The sequence below is a fragment of the Leptospira bouyouniensis genome (assembly GCF_004769525.1).
Taxonomy (GTDB): domain Bacteria; phylum Spirochaetota; class Leptospiria; order Leptospirales; family Leptospiraceae; genus Leptospira_A; species Leptospira_A bouyouniensis.
Map to the genome: position 1 here is coordinate 87,917 of NZ_RQFT01000007.1, position 16,643 is coordinate 104,559.

The 16,643-nt window shown below is 39.5% G+C and carries 14 protein-coding genes; all 14 read right to left on the reverse strand.

The genetic code is table 11. The annotated features are described in order from the left end of the window. Positions 1–51: 51 nt before the first annotated feature. The 14 genes from EHQ43_RS06540 to EHQ43_RS19700 all read right to left on the reverse strand — a co-directional run bounded on the left by EHQ43_RS06540 (position 52) and on the right by EHQ43_RS19700 (position 16,438). Entirely contained in the window at positions 52–2,280 is a 2,229-nt protein-coding gene (locus EHQ43_RS06540) for a GAF domain-containing protein (protein WP_135770448.1), read from the reverse strand. Position 2,281: 1 nt separating this feature from the next. Further along, positions 2,282–4,606: a hypothetical protein gene (locus EHQ43_RS06545; RefSeq protein ID WP_135754597.1), complete on the reverse strand. Its 2,325-nt coding sequence runs from the start codon at positions 4,604–4,606 to the stop codon at positions 2,282–2,284. A 9-nt stretch (positions 4,607–4,615) separates the two neighbouring features. Then, positions 4,616–4,912 (reverse strand): polysaccharide biosynthesis/export family protein, encoded by a 297-nt coding sequence (locus EHQ43_RS06550; RefSeq protein ID WP_135754596.1) that lies wholly within the window; start codon positions 4,910–4,912, stop codon positions 4,616–4,618. A gap of 47 nt (positions 4,913–4,959) precedes the next feature. Continuing rightward, entirely contained in the window at positions 4,960–5,340 is a 381-nt protein-coding gene (gene atpC, locus EHQ43_RS06555; RefSeq protein ID WP_015677061.1) for an ATP synthase F1 subunit epsilon, read from the reverse strand. 5 nt (positions 5,341–5,345) lie between these two features. Beyond that, a complete protein-coding gene (gene atpD / locus EHQ43_RS06560; RefSeq protein WP_135741204.1) occupies positions 5,346–6,752 on the reverse strand; it encodes a F0F1 ATP synthase subunit beta in 1,407 nt (468 codons plus the stop codon). A gap of 21 nt (positions 6,753–6,773) precedes the next feature. Further along, positions 6,774–7,643, reverse strand: a complete 870-nt coding sequence (gene atpG / locus EHQ43_RS06565; RefSeq protein WP_039928501.1) for an ATP synthase F1 subunit gamma — start codon at positions 7,641–7,643, stop codon at positions 6,774–6,776. An 11-nt stretch (positions 7,644–7,654) separates the two neighbouring features. After that, positions 7,655–9,169, reverse strand: coding sequence for a F0F1 ATP synthase subunit alpha (gene atpA / locus EHQ43_RS06570; protein ID WP_135741203.1), 1,515 nt, complete (start codon positions 9,167–9,169; stop codon positions 7,655–7,657). Then, positions 9,166–9,729 (reverse strand): ATP synthase F1 subunit delta, encoded by a 564-nt coding sequence (gene atpH / locus EHQ43_RS06575; RefSeq protein WP_135741202.1) that lies wholly within the window; start codon positions 9,727–9,729, stop codon positions 9,166–9,168. Before atpH ends, atpA begins: the two co-directional genes overlap by 4 nt. Continuing rightward, positions 9,726–10,250, reverse strand: coding sequence for a F0F1 ATP synthase subunit B (locus EHQ43_RS06580; RefSeq protein WP_135741201.1), 525 nt, complete (start codon positions 10,248–10,250; stop codon positions 9,726–9,728). The genes atpH and EHQ43_RS06580 overlap by 4 nt, the downstream gene beginning before the upstream one ends. Positions 10,251–10,252: 2 nt before the next feature. Beyond that, positions 10,253–10,537, reverse strand: coding sequence for an ATP synthase F0 subunit C (atpE, locus tag EHQ43_RS06585; protein WP_002975055.1), 285 nt, complete (start codon positions 10,535–10,537; stop codon positions 10,253–10,255). Between the two features lie 48 nt (positions 10,538–10,585). Further along, on the reverse strand, positions 10,586–11,665 hold the full coding sequence (gene atpB, locus EHQ43_RS06590; RefSeq protein WP_425256021.1) for a F0F1 ATP synthase subunit A: 1,080 nt from the start codon (positions 11,663–11,665) through the stop codon (positions 10,586–10,588). Further along, positions 11,634–12,014 (reverse strand): hypothetical protein, encoded by a 381-nt coding sequence (locus EHQ43_RS06595; protein ID WP_135770449.1) that lies wholly within the window; start codon positions 12,012–12,014, stop codon positions 11,634–11,636. The genes atpB and EHQ43_RS06595 overlap by 32 nt, the downstream gene beginning before the upstream one ends. 254 nt (positions 12,015–12,268) lie before the next feature. Continuing rightward, positions 12,269–15,838 carry a beta strand repeat-containing protein gene (locus tag EHQ43_RS06600; RefSeq protein ID WP_135770450.1) on the reverse strand — a complete coding sequence of 1,190 codons (3,570 nt, stop codon included), beginning with the start codon at positions 15,836–15,838 and terminating at the stop codon, positions 12,269–12,271. A gap of 141 nt (positions 15,839–15,979) precedes the next feature. Then, positions 15,980–16,438 (reverse strand): hypothetical protein, encoded by a 459-nt coding sequence (locus tag EHQ43_RS19700; RefSeq protein ID WP_244242676.1) that lies wholly within the window; start codon positions 16,436–16,438, stop codon positions 15,980–15,982. Positions 16,439–16,643: the final 205 nt, after the last annotated feature.

Below are 16,643 nucleotides of genomic sequence, written 5' to 3' on the forward strand. Positions count from 1 at the left end.
TACGAAAAAGTATAAAAGAAAATTCAGGGAATTGAATAACAATATGGTTACTTAGGCTTCTTCAACCATTTCCAAAAACTGATTTTTGTCCTTTGTATCATTTGGATATGATAAAGTTAATACTCGGTAACTCGCTCTAAAATTACCGATGATTGTGTCTTCTTTTTTGGAAAATGAAGATTTGATCTTTTTGATGACAACATCAGTTTCTTCTTTGTCTTTACCATGTAATACTAAAACAAATTTTCCTTGGCCAACTCTTGTAAAAAAATCAAGTTCGCTAATATGATCCATCATTGTTTTACGTAACGCATCTGCATAACGAGCAAAAGTTCCAGTTCCAACTAAATGGATCATTCTTGATACATTTTGGATTTTGAACAAGGAAACAGTGAAAGATGCTTTAAGGTTGGATGCTTTCTCCATTTCCAGTAAGATTCTTGATTCAAGTGGATTAAATGGATTTCTAAAGAGTGCTTCTTTTTCCTGGAGGATTAATAAATTTGCAAACACTGGAGCAGATGTCTCCAATAGTGAAACTGCTACATCCCTAGTAGTATCAGTCCAGGCGGATCCTGTTGAATGAATAATGACCATTCCAACTAACCAGTTCAAATTGATAATAGGAAGAATAGTAAATTCACTCATGATTCCTAATTCATCATTTGTGAAAATTGATTTCAGTTCCGCATCTTCTCTGAAATTTTCCAATTTATAAACACCTGATACATTGGAAACCATACCTACAATGTCGGAATCTTTACTAAGTCGAAAGTCTTTTGTTCGTTCTGGTAAAATGAAATTGGAACCAAATACAATGTAATCGGATCTTGTTTCAGAGTCTAAAACTAGGAAAGAAAATTGTTTTACTCCTAGTTTATTTTTTATATTATCAATTAAAAAGTCATAAGCCTCATCCATCTTACGAACTTTTGAAAATTCTCTTGCAAATTGCAAAACAGATTCATTTATTTCAATGACTTCTTTTGCATGCATTAATTCATCATTGATAACTTCAAACTCTGAAACTCTTTCAAAAACAGATCCAGCAATATCTCCGACTATCTTTGCAAACTCTAGATCATCTGTAATGTATTCTTCACCATTAATGAGTTTTCCAAGTGATAAAACTCCAAAACATTTTTCACCGTGGCGAATCGGAACCAATATCTCTGACTCCATTTCATTCAATAAATTCAATTCTCTATTCGGCAATCTTGAAGATTTAAACTCACCAGCATAGATGACAGTTTCAGAATCAGAAATCCTTGCGTAAATTTCGTCACCTGGGTTGAAATACCAAGTGTCTTTTGATTGGATCCCTTGCGCTGCAATTGCTTCCCATTTTGTATTTTTGGGGTTTGTTGATGTTAATACTACGACAGAATGACAACCCACTTGACCGATTAAACTATAAACTAAGTTATCAAAAAAATCTGAGAATTCTTTAGAAGATGCAATTTCTTTAGTGATTTCAAATATGGCTTGGTAATTTTCGATCCGTTTTTTGGAAGCAAGATGATAAGCCATTGGTGCAGTTCCAAAATCTGATTCATCATCAAATAATACTTCCTCACCAATTGGAGCTGGATCTTCTTTTGATGGGCGTAATGGTTGTTTTGCGGCTTCTTTTTTTGCCTCGTTTTCCCATTCATCAAATAAATTCACTTCAGGGAGCGGAACATCTTTTTCTTGTAATTCATCGTGATAGTCACGCTCTACAAGGTCATCACCTAATTCTGGTTCTTTGGTAGGATTCAAATTGGGTTGAGTATTAGATTGAGTGGAATCTTTTTCCGATGTATTGTCTAAATCGGATTCTGGCAAAAAGTCATTTTCTAAATCTGGTTCCGGTTCGAGATCTGATTCCGAATCCACTGGTTCATAAGGATTCAACTCGTCATGAATCGAATCCAAATCATCCTCTAAATTGGAGAGAGGATTTTTGTCCCAGTCATCATGGCCTTCACTCAAATCACCAAAATCGGAATCTGTTAGCTCAGGAATATCACTTAAATCGAATTCTTCTTCACCGTCAGGATTTGGCAAATCACCAATCTCTGTGGCCAAGGTATCTGAAATTGCATCGTCTAACCAATCTGAGTCAGAATCTGATACAGGCACTGACTCTTTTTTAGTTTGATTTGTTGGAAGTTCAGCTTCCCGAAAATGTTCCGCTTTTTTGAGTAAAGAGGGAGATTCTTTTTTGGAACTGGTTGGATTTGATTCATGGGCTTCCGAAGTTTTTTTAATCTCTTCGGCTCGGTCGAGTAATCCCACTTTATATCTCCAATTCTTTCATCATTTTTTTGTATAACTCGAAGTATTGTGATTTCGAGAATTCTCGGATGACCTCGTCTGGCAAATTACCAAGTAAGTTATCTAGATAACCTAGAACTTTTTTACGATCTCCCACTGATAATTGATCACCACCTGCCTCAGCGAAAGCATCCGACGATTCTTTGTTTGTTTCAGGTACGGACACATCTGATTTACGAAGTTCTTCCAGTGGTGAAAGTTTACCTTCCATCGCATATTCATCAAGATCTACTTCAAATTCTTCCGAATCATCAGACGCAAGTGTCGGAGTTCGCACTTCTTCTGTTAGATCATGTGTTAAATCAAAACTATCGTCAATCGTAGAATCGGAAGTAAAATCGCCAAAATCAGCTTCCTCTTCATGTTCTACTAAATCGATGTCTTCCATTGGCTCCAAAGAAACTTCAGAGTTGGATGTTTCATCAATGGAATCTAAATTAAATTCGTTATTCGATTCTTCTTCAATTTGTTCTGAAAGTGTAAATTCCTTTTCCTCTGGCAAATTGGCGATGTCTTCTAAACCTTCTCCCGGAAGTTCTTCACCAAGGATAGCGTCCAAACTTTCAGGAGAAAGAGTTACATCTTCTTGTTCAATTTCTGCTTCTAATATATCGTTATCATCATGTTCTGTGATCGCATTATCTTCTTCTTCAGTAGCAGCAATATTTTCTAATTCTTCCATTGATAAAGCAATGGATTCGTCTTCATCTTCTTCCGCAAGTAGGTCAGATTTAGGTGTTAGGTCCTCTTCATAAGGAAGTGGTGCACGATCTAAACTATCAACCAATTCTTCTTCAGATACTTCTTCCGCTTCTGCAGCAATCGAATCTAATTCTTCTAAAGAAAGTGCAATAGGTCCTTCATCTTCTTCATCCGAAGCAGATTCAAAACCTTCCATCTCACCTTCTAATCCTTCAACAGAAGATTCGTCCGAATCTGATTCTGGTTCACCAAAATCAAATCCGAAATCTTCTCCCAAATCAGTATCTAATTCATGATGGTCTTCTTCTGAATCATTTTCTTCAATTGGATCATTTGCGATGATACTTCCTAGTTCATCAGCACTTAATGTAATGGACTCATCCTCAATTTCTTCACTGAGCAGATCAGATGACGTTTCTTCTGTTTCCTCAGGGATTAATCCATCAGAAATGTTTTCTAATTCTTCTAATGATAAAGTTAGTGGACCTTCATCTTCTTCCTCTTCGGACTCAACAGTATTTTCTGAAGAAGGCTCAAATTCGCCACCTAACAAATCAAACTCGCTATTTTCATCAGTAAAACTTGGTAGTTCTGAGTGATCATCAGTAGTGAAAAACTCTTCTTCTGATGCTAAAGTTTCTTCTAAACTTGCTTCGCCACCGGCACCAAGGATACTTCCCAATTCTTCATCAGAGAGGGTAAGATTTTCATCTTCTTTATTGTGCCCAAATAATTCTTCTTCTTCTGGATCTACTAAAGTTTTAAAACTAGATTCTTCTTCTCCACCTGGACCTAAGTCATCTTGTGGGATAAATGTTTCTTCGTTATCGTAATCTGTAAGATCAAATTGAGGTTTACCCTCTTCGTCAAATGCAAGTGTTGTATCTATTTCGGAATCGTCTAAATCCAGATCTAAATCTGAATGTTCATCGATTAACGCATGGTCTTCGTCTTGGTCTGCATCGAAAGATAATTCTCTCTCAGGTAACCCCGAATGTTCTTCTTCTGGTAATGAACCAGTGATATTTTCCAACTCTTCCAATGAAAGGGAGATTGGACCATCTTCTTCATCATCTTGCAAAGCTGATTGTTTTTTGGATGTTAAAATTCCATCTTCACCATTTAGTATGGCTTCAATTTCTTTATCGAGATCGATTAAATCATCATCAAACTCTAATTCTAGGTCTTCATCATCGATTGTTAATGGTTGTTTATTTTGAGATTTTGTAGGTTGTGAAGTTGGAGTTTCTATTTCAGATGTTTCTTCATAGTCTGAAAAATCAGCATGAATATCTTCATCATGCAAAATGGGATCTTCTTCCCCGAGTAAGTTTAAATCTGAATCTAAATCAATATCAAGTAAATCTTCGTAATCATCCGAAGAGGCTACCATATCGGAAATGGAATCATCTTCATCGTCAAAAGCGGAAATATCATCTAAGTTTGGAGCTTCAATCCCAGGTGAGACATCCAAATCATCATCACCTAAATCAAAATCATCCAAATCTAATGAAAACGAGTCCTCATCGAGTATAGGTTCGATGTTTTCTAGATCTTCGTTTTGATTCTTTTCTTGATCCGCCATTCGCCTCGATTACCGTTTTCCCAAATTTAGTACCTGGCCATCCTCTAACGGTTGTTCCAAGGTACTGTCCTCCGTTTTGATTTGCGCTCCTGGTAAAGTTCCACCAGCGATCTCAATTAAATCGTTTCCATTGGAACCTGCTTCTAATGTATAAACTCCAGGGTTCACAACTGGTCCCTCAATTTTAACACGAATCGGTGCTTCCGAATAGATTCTTTTTCGCAAATCAGGGTTTTCCTTTAAGTAATACAACCCTAGTAACAGTATTGCAAACAATACAAATCTACGGAGCCAGATTGGATTCAAAGGAAATCCCCCTCTGGTATATTTTCGGCAAGAAGGGGGGAAAAAAATTAACGTTCGTGCAGTAAAATGCGAACTTTTGCTTTCTTTAGGAGATTTTCTTTCTCTTTCGAGGTGGGGAGTGCTTCCGCTTCCTGTAAGAGTTCGATGGCGTGGTCATGGGATAAATCATCTTCAGAATCCCCACCTTCGGTGAGCACTCGGATTTGGTCATTTCTCACTTCACAAAATCCACCATCAATGGCGATTCGGAATTCTTTCCCCGATGTATGCAATTTGATAAGCCCAAAATCAAGTTGGGACACAAGTGTTGCATGGCCTGGTAAAATTCCAAAATAACCGACAGATCCAGGCAGAATCACTGATTCTGCCTTTCCTTGGTAAAGGATTTTGTCAGGAGAGATGACCGTTAGAGTCAGTTCTTTACTCATCCGAATTAACCTTTGAGTTGTTTTGCCGCTTCGATCACTTCGTCAATCGATCCGACCATGTAGAATGCTTGTTCTGGAAGAGAATCATACTTACCTTCGATGATCCCTTTGAAAGAACGGATCGTGTCTTCCAATTTCACATACTTACCAGGTCGACCTGTGAACTGTTCTGCCACGTGGAATGGTTGCGAAAGGAATTTTTCCAAACGACGAGCGCGAGCCACAAGGATTTTGTCATCCTCAGAAAGTTCATCCATACCAAGGATCGCAATGATATCTTGGAGGTCTTTGTAACGTTGTAAGATCCTTTGTACTTCGCGAGCAGTGTTGTAGTGTTCGTCTCCCACGATTTGTGGGTTCATGATCCGAGAAGTTGAATCAAGTGGATCCACGGCTGGGTAAATCCCTTTTTCAGAAATCGCACGAGAAAGAACCGTTGTTGCATCTAAGTGAGTGAAGGCAGTTGCCGGAGCCGGATCCGTTAAGTCGTCGGCAGGTACGTAGATCGCTTGCACAGAAGTAATGGAACCTCTAGTTGTGGAAGTGATTCGTTCTTGTAATCCCCCCATCTCTGTGGAAAGAGTTGGTTGGTATCCTACCGCAGAAGGCATACGACCTAAAAGCGCCGATACTTCAGAACCAGCTTGTGAAAAACGGAAGATATTATCTACGAATAGAAGGATATCAGATCCAGATTCATCACGAAAGTTTTCTGCCATTGTCAAAGCAGAAAGAGCCACACGGAGACGTGCACCTGGTGGTTCGTTCATCTGACCAAAACAAAGTACTGTTTTGTCGATGACACCAGAATCTTTCATCTCGTGCCAAAGGTCGTTTCCTTCGCGAGTCCTTTCCCCTACTCCAGCAAACACGGAGTAACCACCGTGTTGTTTTGCGATGTTGTTGATAAGCTCTTGGATGAGAACTGTTTTCCCTACCCCAGCACCACCGAATAGACCAGTTTTACCCCCTTTGATGTAGGGAGCAAGAAGGTCGATGACCTTGATCCCTGTTTCAAAGATTTCCGTTTTTGGCTTAATTTCTTCATAAGAAGGAGCATTTCTATGGATCGGCATTTTTTTAACGTCTTTAGGTAGGTCACCTAACTCGTCAATCACCTCACCTAACACATTGAAAATACGTCCAAGTGTCTTTGTTCCCACTGGAACAGAAATTGGTAAACCTGTATCAACAACTTCCAATCCTCTTTTTAATCCGTCAGTAGATTGAAGGGAGATCGCACGTACTGTGTTGTCTCCAATGTGTTGTTGCACTTCTGCCGTGATAGTAACATCTTTGCCGTTTACTTTCGATTGAATCTCTACGGCATTGTAGATTTCAGGCATATTGCCGGAATCAAAACTGATGTCCAATACCGAACCGATGATTTGTTTAATTTTACCTTTATTCATATATACTCCGAAAGACCTTTGTTAGGAGATGGCTTCCGCTCCCCCTACGATTTCTGAAATTTCCTGCGTAATTTTTGCCTGACGAACTCGGTTGTATCCGCGAGTCAGAAGTTTGATCATCTCACCAGCTGCATCGGTAGCTGCTTTCATCGCCACTCTACGTGCAATGTGTTCGGATGCCACCGACTCCAATATGATCTTCACAAACGTAGTTTTGATCACCATAGGTAGTAAGTTTTCTAAGATGGTTTTTGGATCTGGTTCGTATAAAACTTCTGGCCCTGAAGAACCTTTGGAAACTGTATCTTCCATTTGCAGTGGAAGGACAGATGTAATCTCAGGTTTCTGATTGGCTGCCGAATAATAGTGAGTGGAAATGATTTCAACAGAATCCACCGATTCGTTGGCAAAACGTTCCATAAAGTATGAAGCAAGATCATTTGCCTCTTTACTTCCTGCTTTGTCATCGATGTTGGTGTATGAAGTTACCAATTCTACTTTTGCAAATTTAAAGAAAGAGATCGCTTTTTTCCCTGCAGCATGGACTTCTACTTCCACACCTTTTGACTTCAACTCTTCGATTCGGTTTTTGACCATACGAAGTAAGTTGGAGTTAAATCCTCCGCATAACCCACGGTTTGCGGCAATAGCAAGGATAGCAACTTTACGGATTTTATCCGGCTTCCTTAAGTAAGGGCTATGGATGATCCCAGCAAGGCTAGACAAGGAAGACACTAACTCTCGTGTTAAATCAGCGTATGGTTTCGCCGCATTCACTTTGTTAGTGGCTTTTTTTGCCTTAGCCGTGGAGACCATCTCCATGGTTCGAGTGATTTTTCTCGTGTTTTTAACCGAGTTAATCCTCTTTTTTATCTCACGCGGTGTCGCCAAGATCTTTCCCCTTAGTTATTCTTTGCTAAAAAATGTTCAGCAATCGATTTGATTGTCTTTTGCAGAGCTGCTTCTTGTTTCACTTCTTTGGCAGTTCTGATTTCTTCTAGAATCTCTGGGTGTTGCTCTCTCATTGTTCTCAAAAGGAAAGCTTCAAATTCTCTTACTTTTGCAGTAGGAATTGTATCCATAAATCCTTTTGTTACAGCGAAGATGGAAATCACTTGTTCTTCCACTGGAGTTGGAGAGTTGTTTGGTTGTTTGAGAATTTCAAGGACTCGGTATCCACGATCAAGCTGTGCTTGTGTCACTGGATCAAGTTCTGTTCCCAACTGAGCAAACGCTTCCAAGTCACGAAACTGTGCTAGGTCTGACTTCAGAGTTCCTGCTACTTTTTTCATCGCTTTGATTTGTGCAGCAGATCCAACCCGAGATACAGAAATCCCGACATCCACCGCAGGGCGAAGGCCCGATGCAAATAGGTTAGACTGAAGGTAAATCTGACCATCAGTGATGGAAATTACGTTTGTAGGAATGTAAGCAGATACTTCCCCTTCCTGTGTCTCAATGATCGGAAGTGCAGTCATGGACCCACCACCAAATTTATCATCAAGTTTCGCTGCTCTTTCAAGTAGGCGAGAGTGAAGGTAGAATACGTCTCCAGGGTATGCTTCACGACCTGGTGGGCGGCGAAGAAGGAGTGACATTTGTCGGTAAGCTACGGCTTGTTTGGAAAGGTCATCATACACAACAAGTGTAGCTTTTCCTTCTTCATACATAAAGTATTCAGCCATCGTCGCACCAGAGTAAGGTGCAATGTATAACATAGGAGCCGGTTCCGATGCATTTGCCGATACGATGATCGTATACTCAAGAGCACCTTTTTCGCGTAACATTTCGATGGTGGAAGCAACAGTAGATGCTTTTTGTCCAATCGCTACGTAAACGCAGATCACACCTTTTCCTTTTTGGTTGATGATGGTGTCGATGGCGATGGAAGTTTTTCCAGTTCCACGGTCACCAATGATGAGCTCTCTTTGTCCACGTCCAATTGGGATCATCGCATCAATCGCTTTGATACCAGTTTGCATTGGTTCATGAACCGATTTTCTCATCGCAATCCCAGGAGCTGGAGACTCAACTGGTCTTGTTTTTTTTGCGTTGAGTGGTCCTTTTCCGTCGATCACTTCCCCGAGAGGGTTTAGTACTCGACCAAGAAGTTCTGGTCCCACTGGAACTTCGAAGATTTTTCCCACACGTTTTACGGAAAAACCTTCTTCAATTTTGATATAATCACCAAAAATAACAACCCCAACCGAATTTTCTTCTAAGTTGAAGGCTTGGCCTCGAACTCCGTTTTGGAATTCAACGAGCTCTCCTGACATTACGTTTGTGAGTCCGTAAACTCTTGCAATCCCGTCCCCGACTTCGAGAACAGTTCCGACCTCTTCGACTTGGAGGTCTTTTTTGAAGTTTTTAATTTCTTGTTTTAGTACCGACGTTACTTCGTCTGTTTTAATTTTCATTCAAATGCTCCGACTGGGATTTTCTTTTGGAGGAGAGCCTCTCGAGTTCCGTCAAGTTTTGCACGGATTGAGGCATCGATTAAAAAGTCGTCTAAATAAATTTTGAATCCACCGATTAGGTTAAGATCCGTATGTTCAGTGACACGAACTTCGCGTCCGAACTTGGAAGAAATTGACTTGGTGATACGATCCACTGCTTCTTTACCGAGAGAATCTTTGGAAACAATGCGAAGGGAACTACGATTTTTGAGTCGGTCCACTCCAGTTCGATAGTCTTCCAAAATATCCTTGAGGTAAAGAAATCGATTCTTACGAACCACAAGTGTTATAAAATTGGCAACGATTTCCGATGCCTTCCCTTGAACTGACTTTTCTGCAGTTCGTTCTTTCTCAGAAGGATCAACTAATGGAGAAAGGAAATAATGGCGTATTGAATCATCGGAGAAGAAAACATCAACTAACGCTGCTAATTCCTCTTCCGTTGACTCAAGTGAGTTAGCTTCTTGAGCTAACTCCAAAAGTGCCGTTGCGTAAACCTTTGAAATTTGGTTCAGACTCATTTGATTTTAAGTTTATCGAGTTTTGCGATCTCTTTTTCAACAAAGGAAGCATAGTCTTCCTTCTTCAATTGTTTCTCCAAGATCTCACTCGCGATGAGAACGGACATTTCCACAATTTGGTTTTGTAACTCGGACAAAGCTCTGCCTTTAGCAAGTTCGATTTCTCGAACAGCACTGTCTTTGATTCCTTTTACTTCATTGTGCGCTTCTTCCGTCAATCGAGTACGGAGAGCAACTGCATCTTTCTTAGCTTCATCGACAATTCTGTGTGCTTCTTCTGTTGCTTTGAAGAGTTGGTCTTTGTATTCTTTTAAAGACTTTTCTGCTTCAACACGAAGAGATTCCGCTTTGTTGATATCACCTTGGATGCCGGAAGCACGTTCTTCGAGAGCATGAAGGATCTTGTCCCATGCAAATTTTTTAAGAACGAAGACAACAACTGAGAAAGTGACCAGGGTCCAGATGACCAGACCCGGATTGACTTTCAGCAAATTGAAGCCGGAAGCCGCGAGGAGTACCAAGACTATTGTCCTTGTTCTACTTTAGTGGCACCAGCACCAATTGTTTTGTCAATTGAGCCATTGAGTTTGAGCGCGATAAGAAGAGCGATTACCACTGCGAAAAGTGCTGCACCTTCAATCATACCTGCTGCTACGTAAAGAACGAGTTGGATCTTTCCCGCTGCTTCTGGTTGGCGGCTAATGCTTTCTGCCACTGATCCACCAATTCTACCAATACCGATTCCTGCACCAAGTAATGCAAGTCCTGCTGCGAGTCCTACTGCGATGTATCCTAAACCGAATTCCATTGTTTTCGTTTCACTCCTGTGTGTTTTATAATATAAATAAAACCAATGTTAATGTCTATGCATCACAGTTCCGATGAACACGGTTGTGAGCAGTGAGAAAATGAACGCTTGTAAAAAGGCTACAAGTAGTTCTAAAAAGTAAATAAGCACTGAACTGAGTACAGATACAGGTGCAATGAGCCAACTTTCGCTCATAAAGATAAAACCAAGTAACGCAAGGATCATAACGTGTCCTGCTGTCATGTTGGCAAGTAACCTCATTGTTAACGCAAAAGAGCGAGCAATGTGAGTTACGATAAATTCCAATGCCCACATCAGTGGCCATAAAAGGAGTGGAACTCCTTTAGGAACAGCATGTGCTACGAAGGATATCCCTTGGTAGGTAAATGCAGTTCCGTAAATTGTGAGCAATGTAATGGATGCGAGTGAAAGGGTAACACTGATGTCACCAGTAGGAGTGATCCCTGACCAAATTTCTCCGAATGTATGAAGAGAATGTGGTGTGTGGTCAAATACTCCCAGTGCAACAAGTCCGTCTGATGCTGCAACAGTGAGTTCTCCCACGGATGGGATGAGACCGAACAAGTTACAGAAAAGGATAAAGAAAAACAAAGAGAAGATGTAATGGTAATAAGAATGTCCGTGGTGGTCCAGAGAGGAATCGACAACGTTTTCTTTCAGATAACTGACAAATGCTTCCACACCCGATGTGAATTTGTTATGAACTTTTTTTGGATTCTTAGAAATGAGATTCGCAGCTGGGATGAAAACAAGGAACATAAAAAAACAAGCAATCCACATCATGGTCACTCGTTTGGTGATATGTAAATCAAGACCACCTACGTAGTGGTATTTCACTCCGTCGTGATTCACAAATACATCATGGTTTTCTGCATCAAAACCAGGTTGGCCTTCTGTGACAATCGTGCCACCAAAGTTGAGAGGGAAGATCGGAGCATCACCTAAGTGGTGTGCCATCACTTCGCTGAAATCGAAGCCCTCATCAGAGCTGTGCCCTTCCGAATCGTTTGCAAAAACATTCGTAAAACTAAGGGAAAAAACTAATAAAAATGATAAAAAAAACCGATATTTAGACTTATTTTCCACTGAAATAGCTCGCAAATACAAGGAAAAGAAGGTGGACGAAATAGGCAATTAAAAATCCAGAAGTTGCCTCAAAAGGGTACCCTAAGACCTGAAACGCAGTCAAAATGCCTAAATTTAGAAAAAAGGAGAGGAATACTGTGAAAAACGGGAATCCAGTCTCTGATAAAGCAGGGATTTTACGAGGTAGGAATCGGAGTTGTAATATCGCCATTTGGATCGAAAACGATATGGCTCCACCAATATAAAAGAGAATTCGGTAGCCTTCTTCCACCAAACCCATTGTTAGTGGGAGACTTAAGATGAATAATATGAATAAATAACTGAAGTAATGCAAATGGAATCGTTTGATGTTGATTGAGTTTAGATCCATGGATTCCAGAGTGGATTGCCTGGGATAAAGGCGCAAGAAGGAATGGGAGGGGGTTTTTGGGGGATAGAATGGTATAGATCCCCGCCCAAATCGAACTGGGTGGGGTTATCCACCCGCCACCCAATGGCTTCCGTATATCATATGTTTGTTGGTTTGTATTGCAGAATTCGCCACTTCCCGTTTTTTTGTGATAGAAAGTTCATGTTTTGGTTTATAAACCAAGGTTGTTAAGGCAAAAAGAGTCTTAATTTATTCTACTGACTCACTATACCGAATCGATCATTGGCTAAATTACCTGTGAAGATTACTGAAGCAGCATTTGCACTATTAATCTTTATACCTTCCGAACCATTACTATAAAAGATATAAGCGCGACCTTGATATGAGTTATAAAACCAGCTACCAACAATTAAATCCATAAAACCATCACAATTAAAATCTCCAACTCCAGTGGGCTCACCGAAGTTACTTCCAACAGTTTCTCCAAGAATGGTTAAATTTGCAGAACTAACTGAAGTTGCCGTAATACCAGAAGCACTCCCATGAAAAATATATATCTTTCCTTGCCTAGAATTGAATTCATTTGCTCCAATCAAAGCGTCAGAATAACCATCACCATTGAAATCTCCCACTGAACCACTATAACCAAAAAAACCACCTTCACCTAGAATCAATGAATTTGCGGATGCGGCACCAACAGATACAATCCCATTGGTTGTGCCATGAAAAACATAAGCCTTACCTTGGTACGAGTTTGCACCAATGGAATTTGCTAGAATATCCATTTTTCCATCGCCATTAAAATCTCCAACTAGAACCATTCGACCGAATATATTACCATTTCCTTCGCCAGTTAAAGTCGCATTGGCAGAATTAGCGGTTCCTGAAGGTATGCCAGAAAGACCGGAACTGTGAAAGACATAAACTTGACCCTGGAAACTGTTATACCCGCTTGCACCTATAATCGCATCAGCAAATCCGTCTCCATTCATGTCTGCAGTAGAGATGGAAATTCCAAAATAAGCACTGACTCCTTGAGTTTGAACACCGGTTAATTTTGTATCTGCAGTTGCAGTTAACCGAGATGAAACACCAGAATTTCCTGAACTAAGGAAAATATATGCCTTAGATTTATTATACGCTCCTAGAATTGCATCAGAATATCCATCGCCATTAAAATCTCCCGATGCTAGAGCTGTGCCAATTGGATCACTACTATCTTCACCTGATAATACTGAATCCGCAAATATTGTGTTCGTTGATGGAATTCCTGATGTGCCTTGACTATGAAAAATATAAACTTTACCTTTACTTAAATTTGCACCAATAGCACCTATCATTGCATCTGCATATCCATCGCCATTAAAATCCCCTGTCCCGACTGTATACCCCAATAATTCATTGTTCACTGAACCGGCAATTATTGTATTTGCAGACGAGAGCGAATTTTCCGTTATTCCTGCTGATCCTGAATTATGAAAGATATATACCCTTCCTTGTTGATTATTCGAGCTATATGCGCTTACAATTACATCTGAATACCCATCACCATTGAAATCTTTATTGATTCCTTTTCTAACTGATATTGTTGAAATCGTAGAAAAATTTCCTGCGATGTCTTTACTTCGAACACTTATCGTATGTAACGAACTGTCTCTCCAAGTATTCAATCCAAATGGTAATTTGAATTTCCATGAATTTGTCCCAGTAGCGGCAACATAAACACCTGAATCAATAGAGACTTCAACTAATGATACAGATGTATCGTCAGTGGCATTTCCAACCAAAAATCCAGATTGAACAGTTCCTAAATTTCTCAAATTTTGAATGGAGACAGTCGGTGGAGTTGAATCTGGTAAAGAATAGTTTACTTTAAAAATATCGGAAAGATTACCTGCAAAATCTCGAGCAATAAAACGGTAATGATTAGGTGTTGTCAATGTTCCAATATATAAACTACCGTTAACGATACTTCCAGAGACATCAAAAGCAGGATCGGTTCCATCAGTAGTATATGCGATTTTTTGACATCCTGACAAAGAATCGGAACAAATTGCAGTGACTGTTTGTGGAGTAGAATAGACTCCACCTGCCGGTGTAACCGTCAATGTTGGATTCATACTATCCACTAATATAGTAGCGGATGATGTTCCAATGTTTCCGATTAAATTTGCTACACATATATTTATCTTTCTATTTCCATCTAATAATTGGGTACCTGAGTTTACGACACTATTAACAGCAATTCCGTTCGTAGCAATCCCACTAACATTTGTTCCGGTTGCCAAAACACTTGCATTACAGTCAGCTCCAATAACAATCTTATAATTCCCATCTTTATTGGATTGCCAATTGACTTGTGGATTAATATTACCAGAAATTACAGTGCCAGGAAGAACTGAATTGATGGTTACTGAAGGCAGAACGGAATCAACTGAATACGTATTTGAATAAATTTGAGAAACATTTCCAGCATGATCGCATGATCTATAATTTATCAAAGTCACGTTACTATCTTGCGTCAAGATAGGTGTCGTAAATAAATTTCCGTTTGTAATTGAACAAGAGGAAGAAAATGACGGTGTAGTGCCATTTGTCGTATAGGCAATCGCAGAACATCCAGCCCCACCTGTATCGCTGCAAGTTAACGATACATTCTGTGGCGTGCCATAATTCCCACCCTCTGGATTTATCGAAACCGTCGGAATTGAATCATCCCTTGTAAACGTTTGAACAATAGCGCTAGTTATACTTGAGCTAACAACACAAATTCGAAACGTATTTGACCCGAGACTTAGGTCTGTTGCAGCAACAACTGGGCCAAATGTGTTATGTACTTCACTAGATACTGTTCCTGATGAAACGATTGTACCTGATGTACAATTATTTCCTCCTTTTCGTATTGTATAATTACCGGATTTAGAAGATTTCCAAATAAACTGTGTCGAATTGATCGCACCATTATTTGCACTGACGACACTAGCGCCAGAAGAAATAACCAATATTTGAGATCCAGTCGAAAGAACATAAGGGTCTTCGCTATTTGGAACTCCGTCTCCATCAAAATCCTCATTCGGAAAAGCCACACTGATAGGGTCATAACCAAGAATAGAAACTAATTTAATCAGAAATGGACCAAGCGTAGCTACCTCCGATCGGAAATACTCTGCAGGATTTGCAAATCCATGAATTGCAAAATCGTTTAACTCCAATATTACGTTATTTGCAATATTTAGAACGGGAACAGGATTCGAAATAATCCCGTTGTTTACTAGCCAAACTTGTATATTCAATCCCATACCAAAAGAAAAATGTTTAACTTCGGATACTAGTTTGTTTTGCGATAAATCAATGGAAATAGTTTTGGTTTTTTCTAGAGTGGAATCATTATTAATATAGTAAAAAGCTGTGCTTTTTTCTTCAAAACCGCCTTCCTTCATTTCTCCTTGCTGATAAAATAGAGTTAGAATAGCCGGTTTCAAAAAAACCAAACCTTCAGGCTCAAATTTTAATACATTTGTTTTTTTTCCAAATCCATCTGAGACATTTCCCGATGGGGCTGCATCCTTTGTAATAGTGATTTGCTTTGATTCAGTAAGTGCTCCAGGGGGAATTTCGAGAACAAAACTCCCATCAGAGGATCTGACACTTCCACCGGAGGATCCGACTATGGCTGTAGTTGAATTACCAAATGTTGAAGAATTCGAAAGTAAAGCCAAAAGGGAGTAGTTTAAGCTACTACTTGATTTTTTGAGTTCATTTAAATCTAGAAAAGCAATACAGTTCGTAAGTAAGAGAAATGCACATAGGGAAACTTTTCGCATAAACAATGATTAACCTTTGTTTGTTAAATATTTTCAATTTTGACCATTTAAAAACAAAACAAAGATTTGGTGCAAGTTAATTACAAATGTTAGAAATTGATCACTATAACTTGGACCGGGATGGATAATTACTCGAAAATTTTAGGTATTCGCCCATATACGTGAAAGCCCGTACTTTGTATTCAGATAAAAAAACAATTTCTGAACATCTGCTTCTGTAAGATCTGTGTTGAAATAAAGGACTTCTACAATATCTGCATCAAGATTTCCATTGCCTAAATAAAGTGTATTAGGACTAGCACCGCCAGAATAATCATACGAGATAGATACTTGGTTTTTTAAACTTCCATTCCAATATTCGCGAGCGGAAGTCACTAACACTTGCACTGAATCTATCGCAAGAAATTCATTTTTTAGAATTGGTAAAGCTGATATGTTGGAGCAACTTGAGCCATTTCGACAGACAAGATATGTAGAAATTGGATGATCTATAGATATCTCTCTTCCTTGGCTACCATCTAGATTTAATAAAGTAATTCCACCTGGAATTGTATTTACCAATCTTAGGACAAAAAAAAACGCTTCCGCTATTCGTAACATACAAGCCTACTCCCCCAGATAAATCCATTCGAGATACTGTTGAACTCCTGAACGCTGCAATAGGATAACGATTGACTTGGTTCACTCGAAACACTGGCCTTTGAGTCGGAGTTCCTTGCGAAATATGATTCCCATATCCACTCACATCCGACCAGGAAGCAATTGGATCTCCATCATTTAATGCTAGTTGGTCTGCCTTAAACCA

Excerpts from the sequence above, each read along its gene's own strand:
- EHQ43_RS06545 (WP_135754597.1), bottom strand. The coding sequence starts at position 4,606 with ATGGCGGATCAAGAAAAGAATCAAAACGAAGATCTAGAAAACATCGAA.
- atpC (WP_015677061.1), bottom strand. The coding sequence starts at position 5,340 with ATGAGTAAAGAACTGACTCTAACGGTCATCTCTCCTGACAAAATCCTT.
- atpD (WP_135741204.1), bottom strand. The coding sequence starts at position 6,752 with ATGAATAAAGGTAAAATTAAACAAATCATCGGTTCGGTATTGGACATC.
- atpA (WP_135741203.1), bottom strand. The coding sequence starts at position 9,169 with ATGAAAATTAAAACAGACGAAGTAACGTCGGTACTAAAACAAGAAATT.
- atpH (WP_135741202.1), bottom strand. The coding sequence starts at position 9,729 with ATGAGTCTGAACCAAATTTCAAAGGTTTACGCAACGGCACTTTTGGAG.
- atpE (WP_002975055.1), bottom strand. The coding sequence starts at position 10,537 with ATGGAATTCGGTTTAGGATACATCGCAGTAGGACTCGCAGCAGGACTT.
- EHQ43_RS06595 (WP_135770449.1), bottom strand. The coding sequence starts at position 12,014 with ATGGATCTAAACTCAATCAACATCAAACGATTCCATTTGCATTACTTC.
- EHQ43_RS06600 (WP_135770450.1), bottom strand. The coding sequence starts at position 15,838 with ATGCGAAAAGTTTCCCTATGTGCATTTCTCTTACTTACGAACTGTATT.
- EHQ43_RS19700 (WP_244242676.1), bottom strand. The coding sequence starts at position 16,438 with ATGTTACGAATAGCGGAAGCGTTTTTTTTTGTCCTAAGATTGGTAAAT.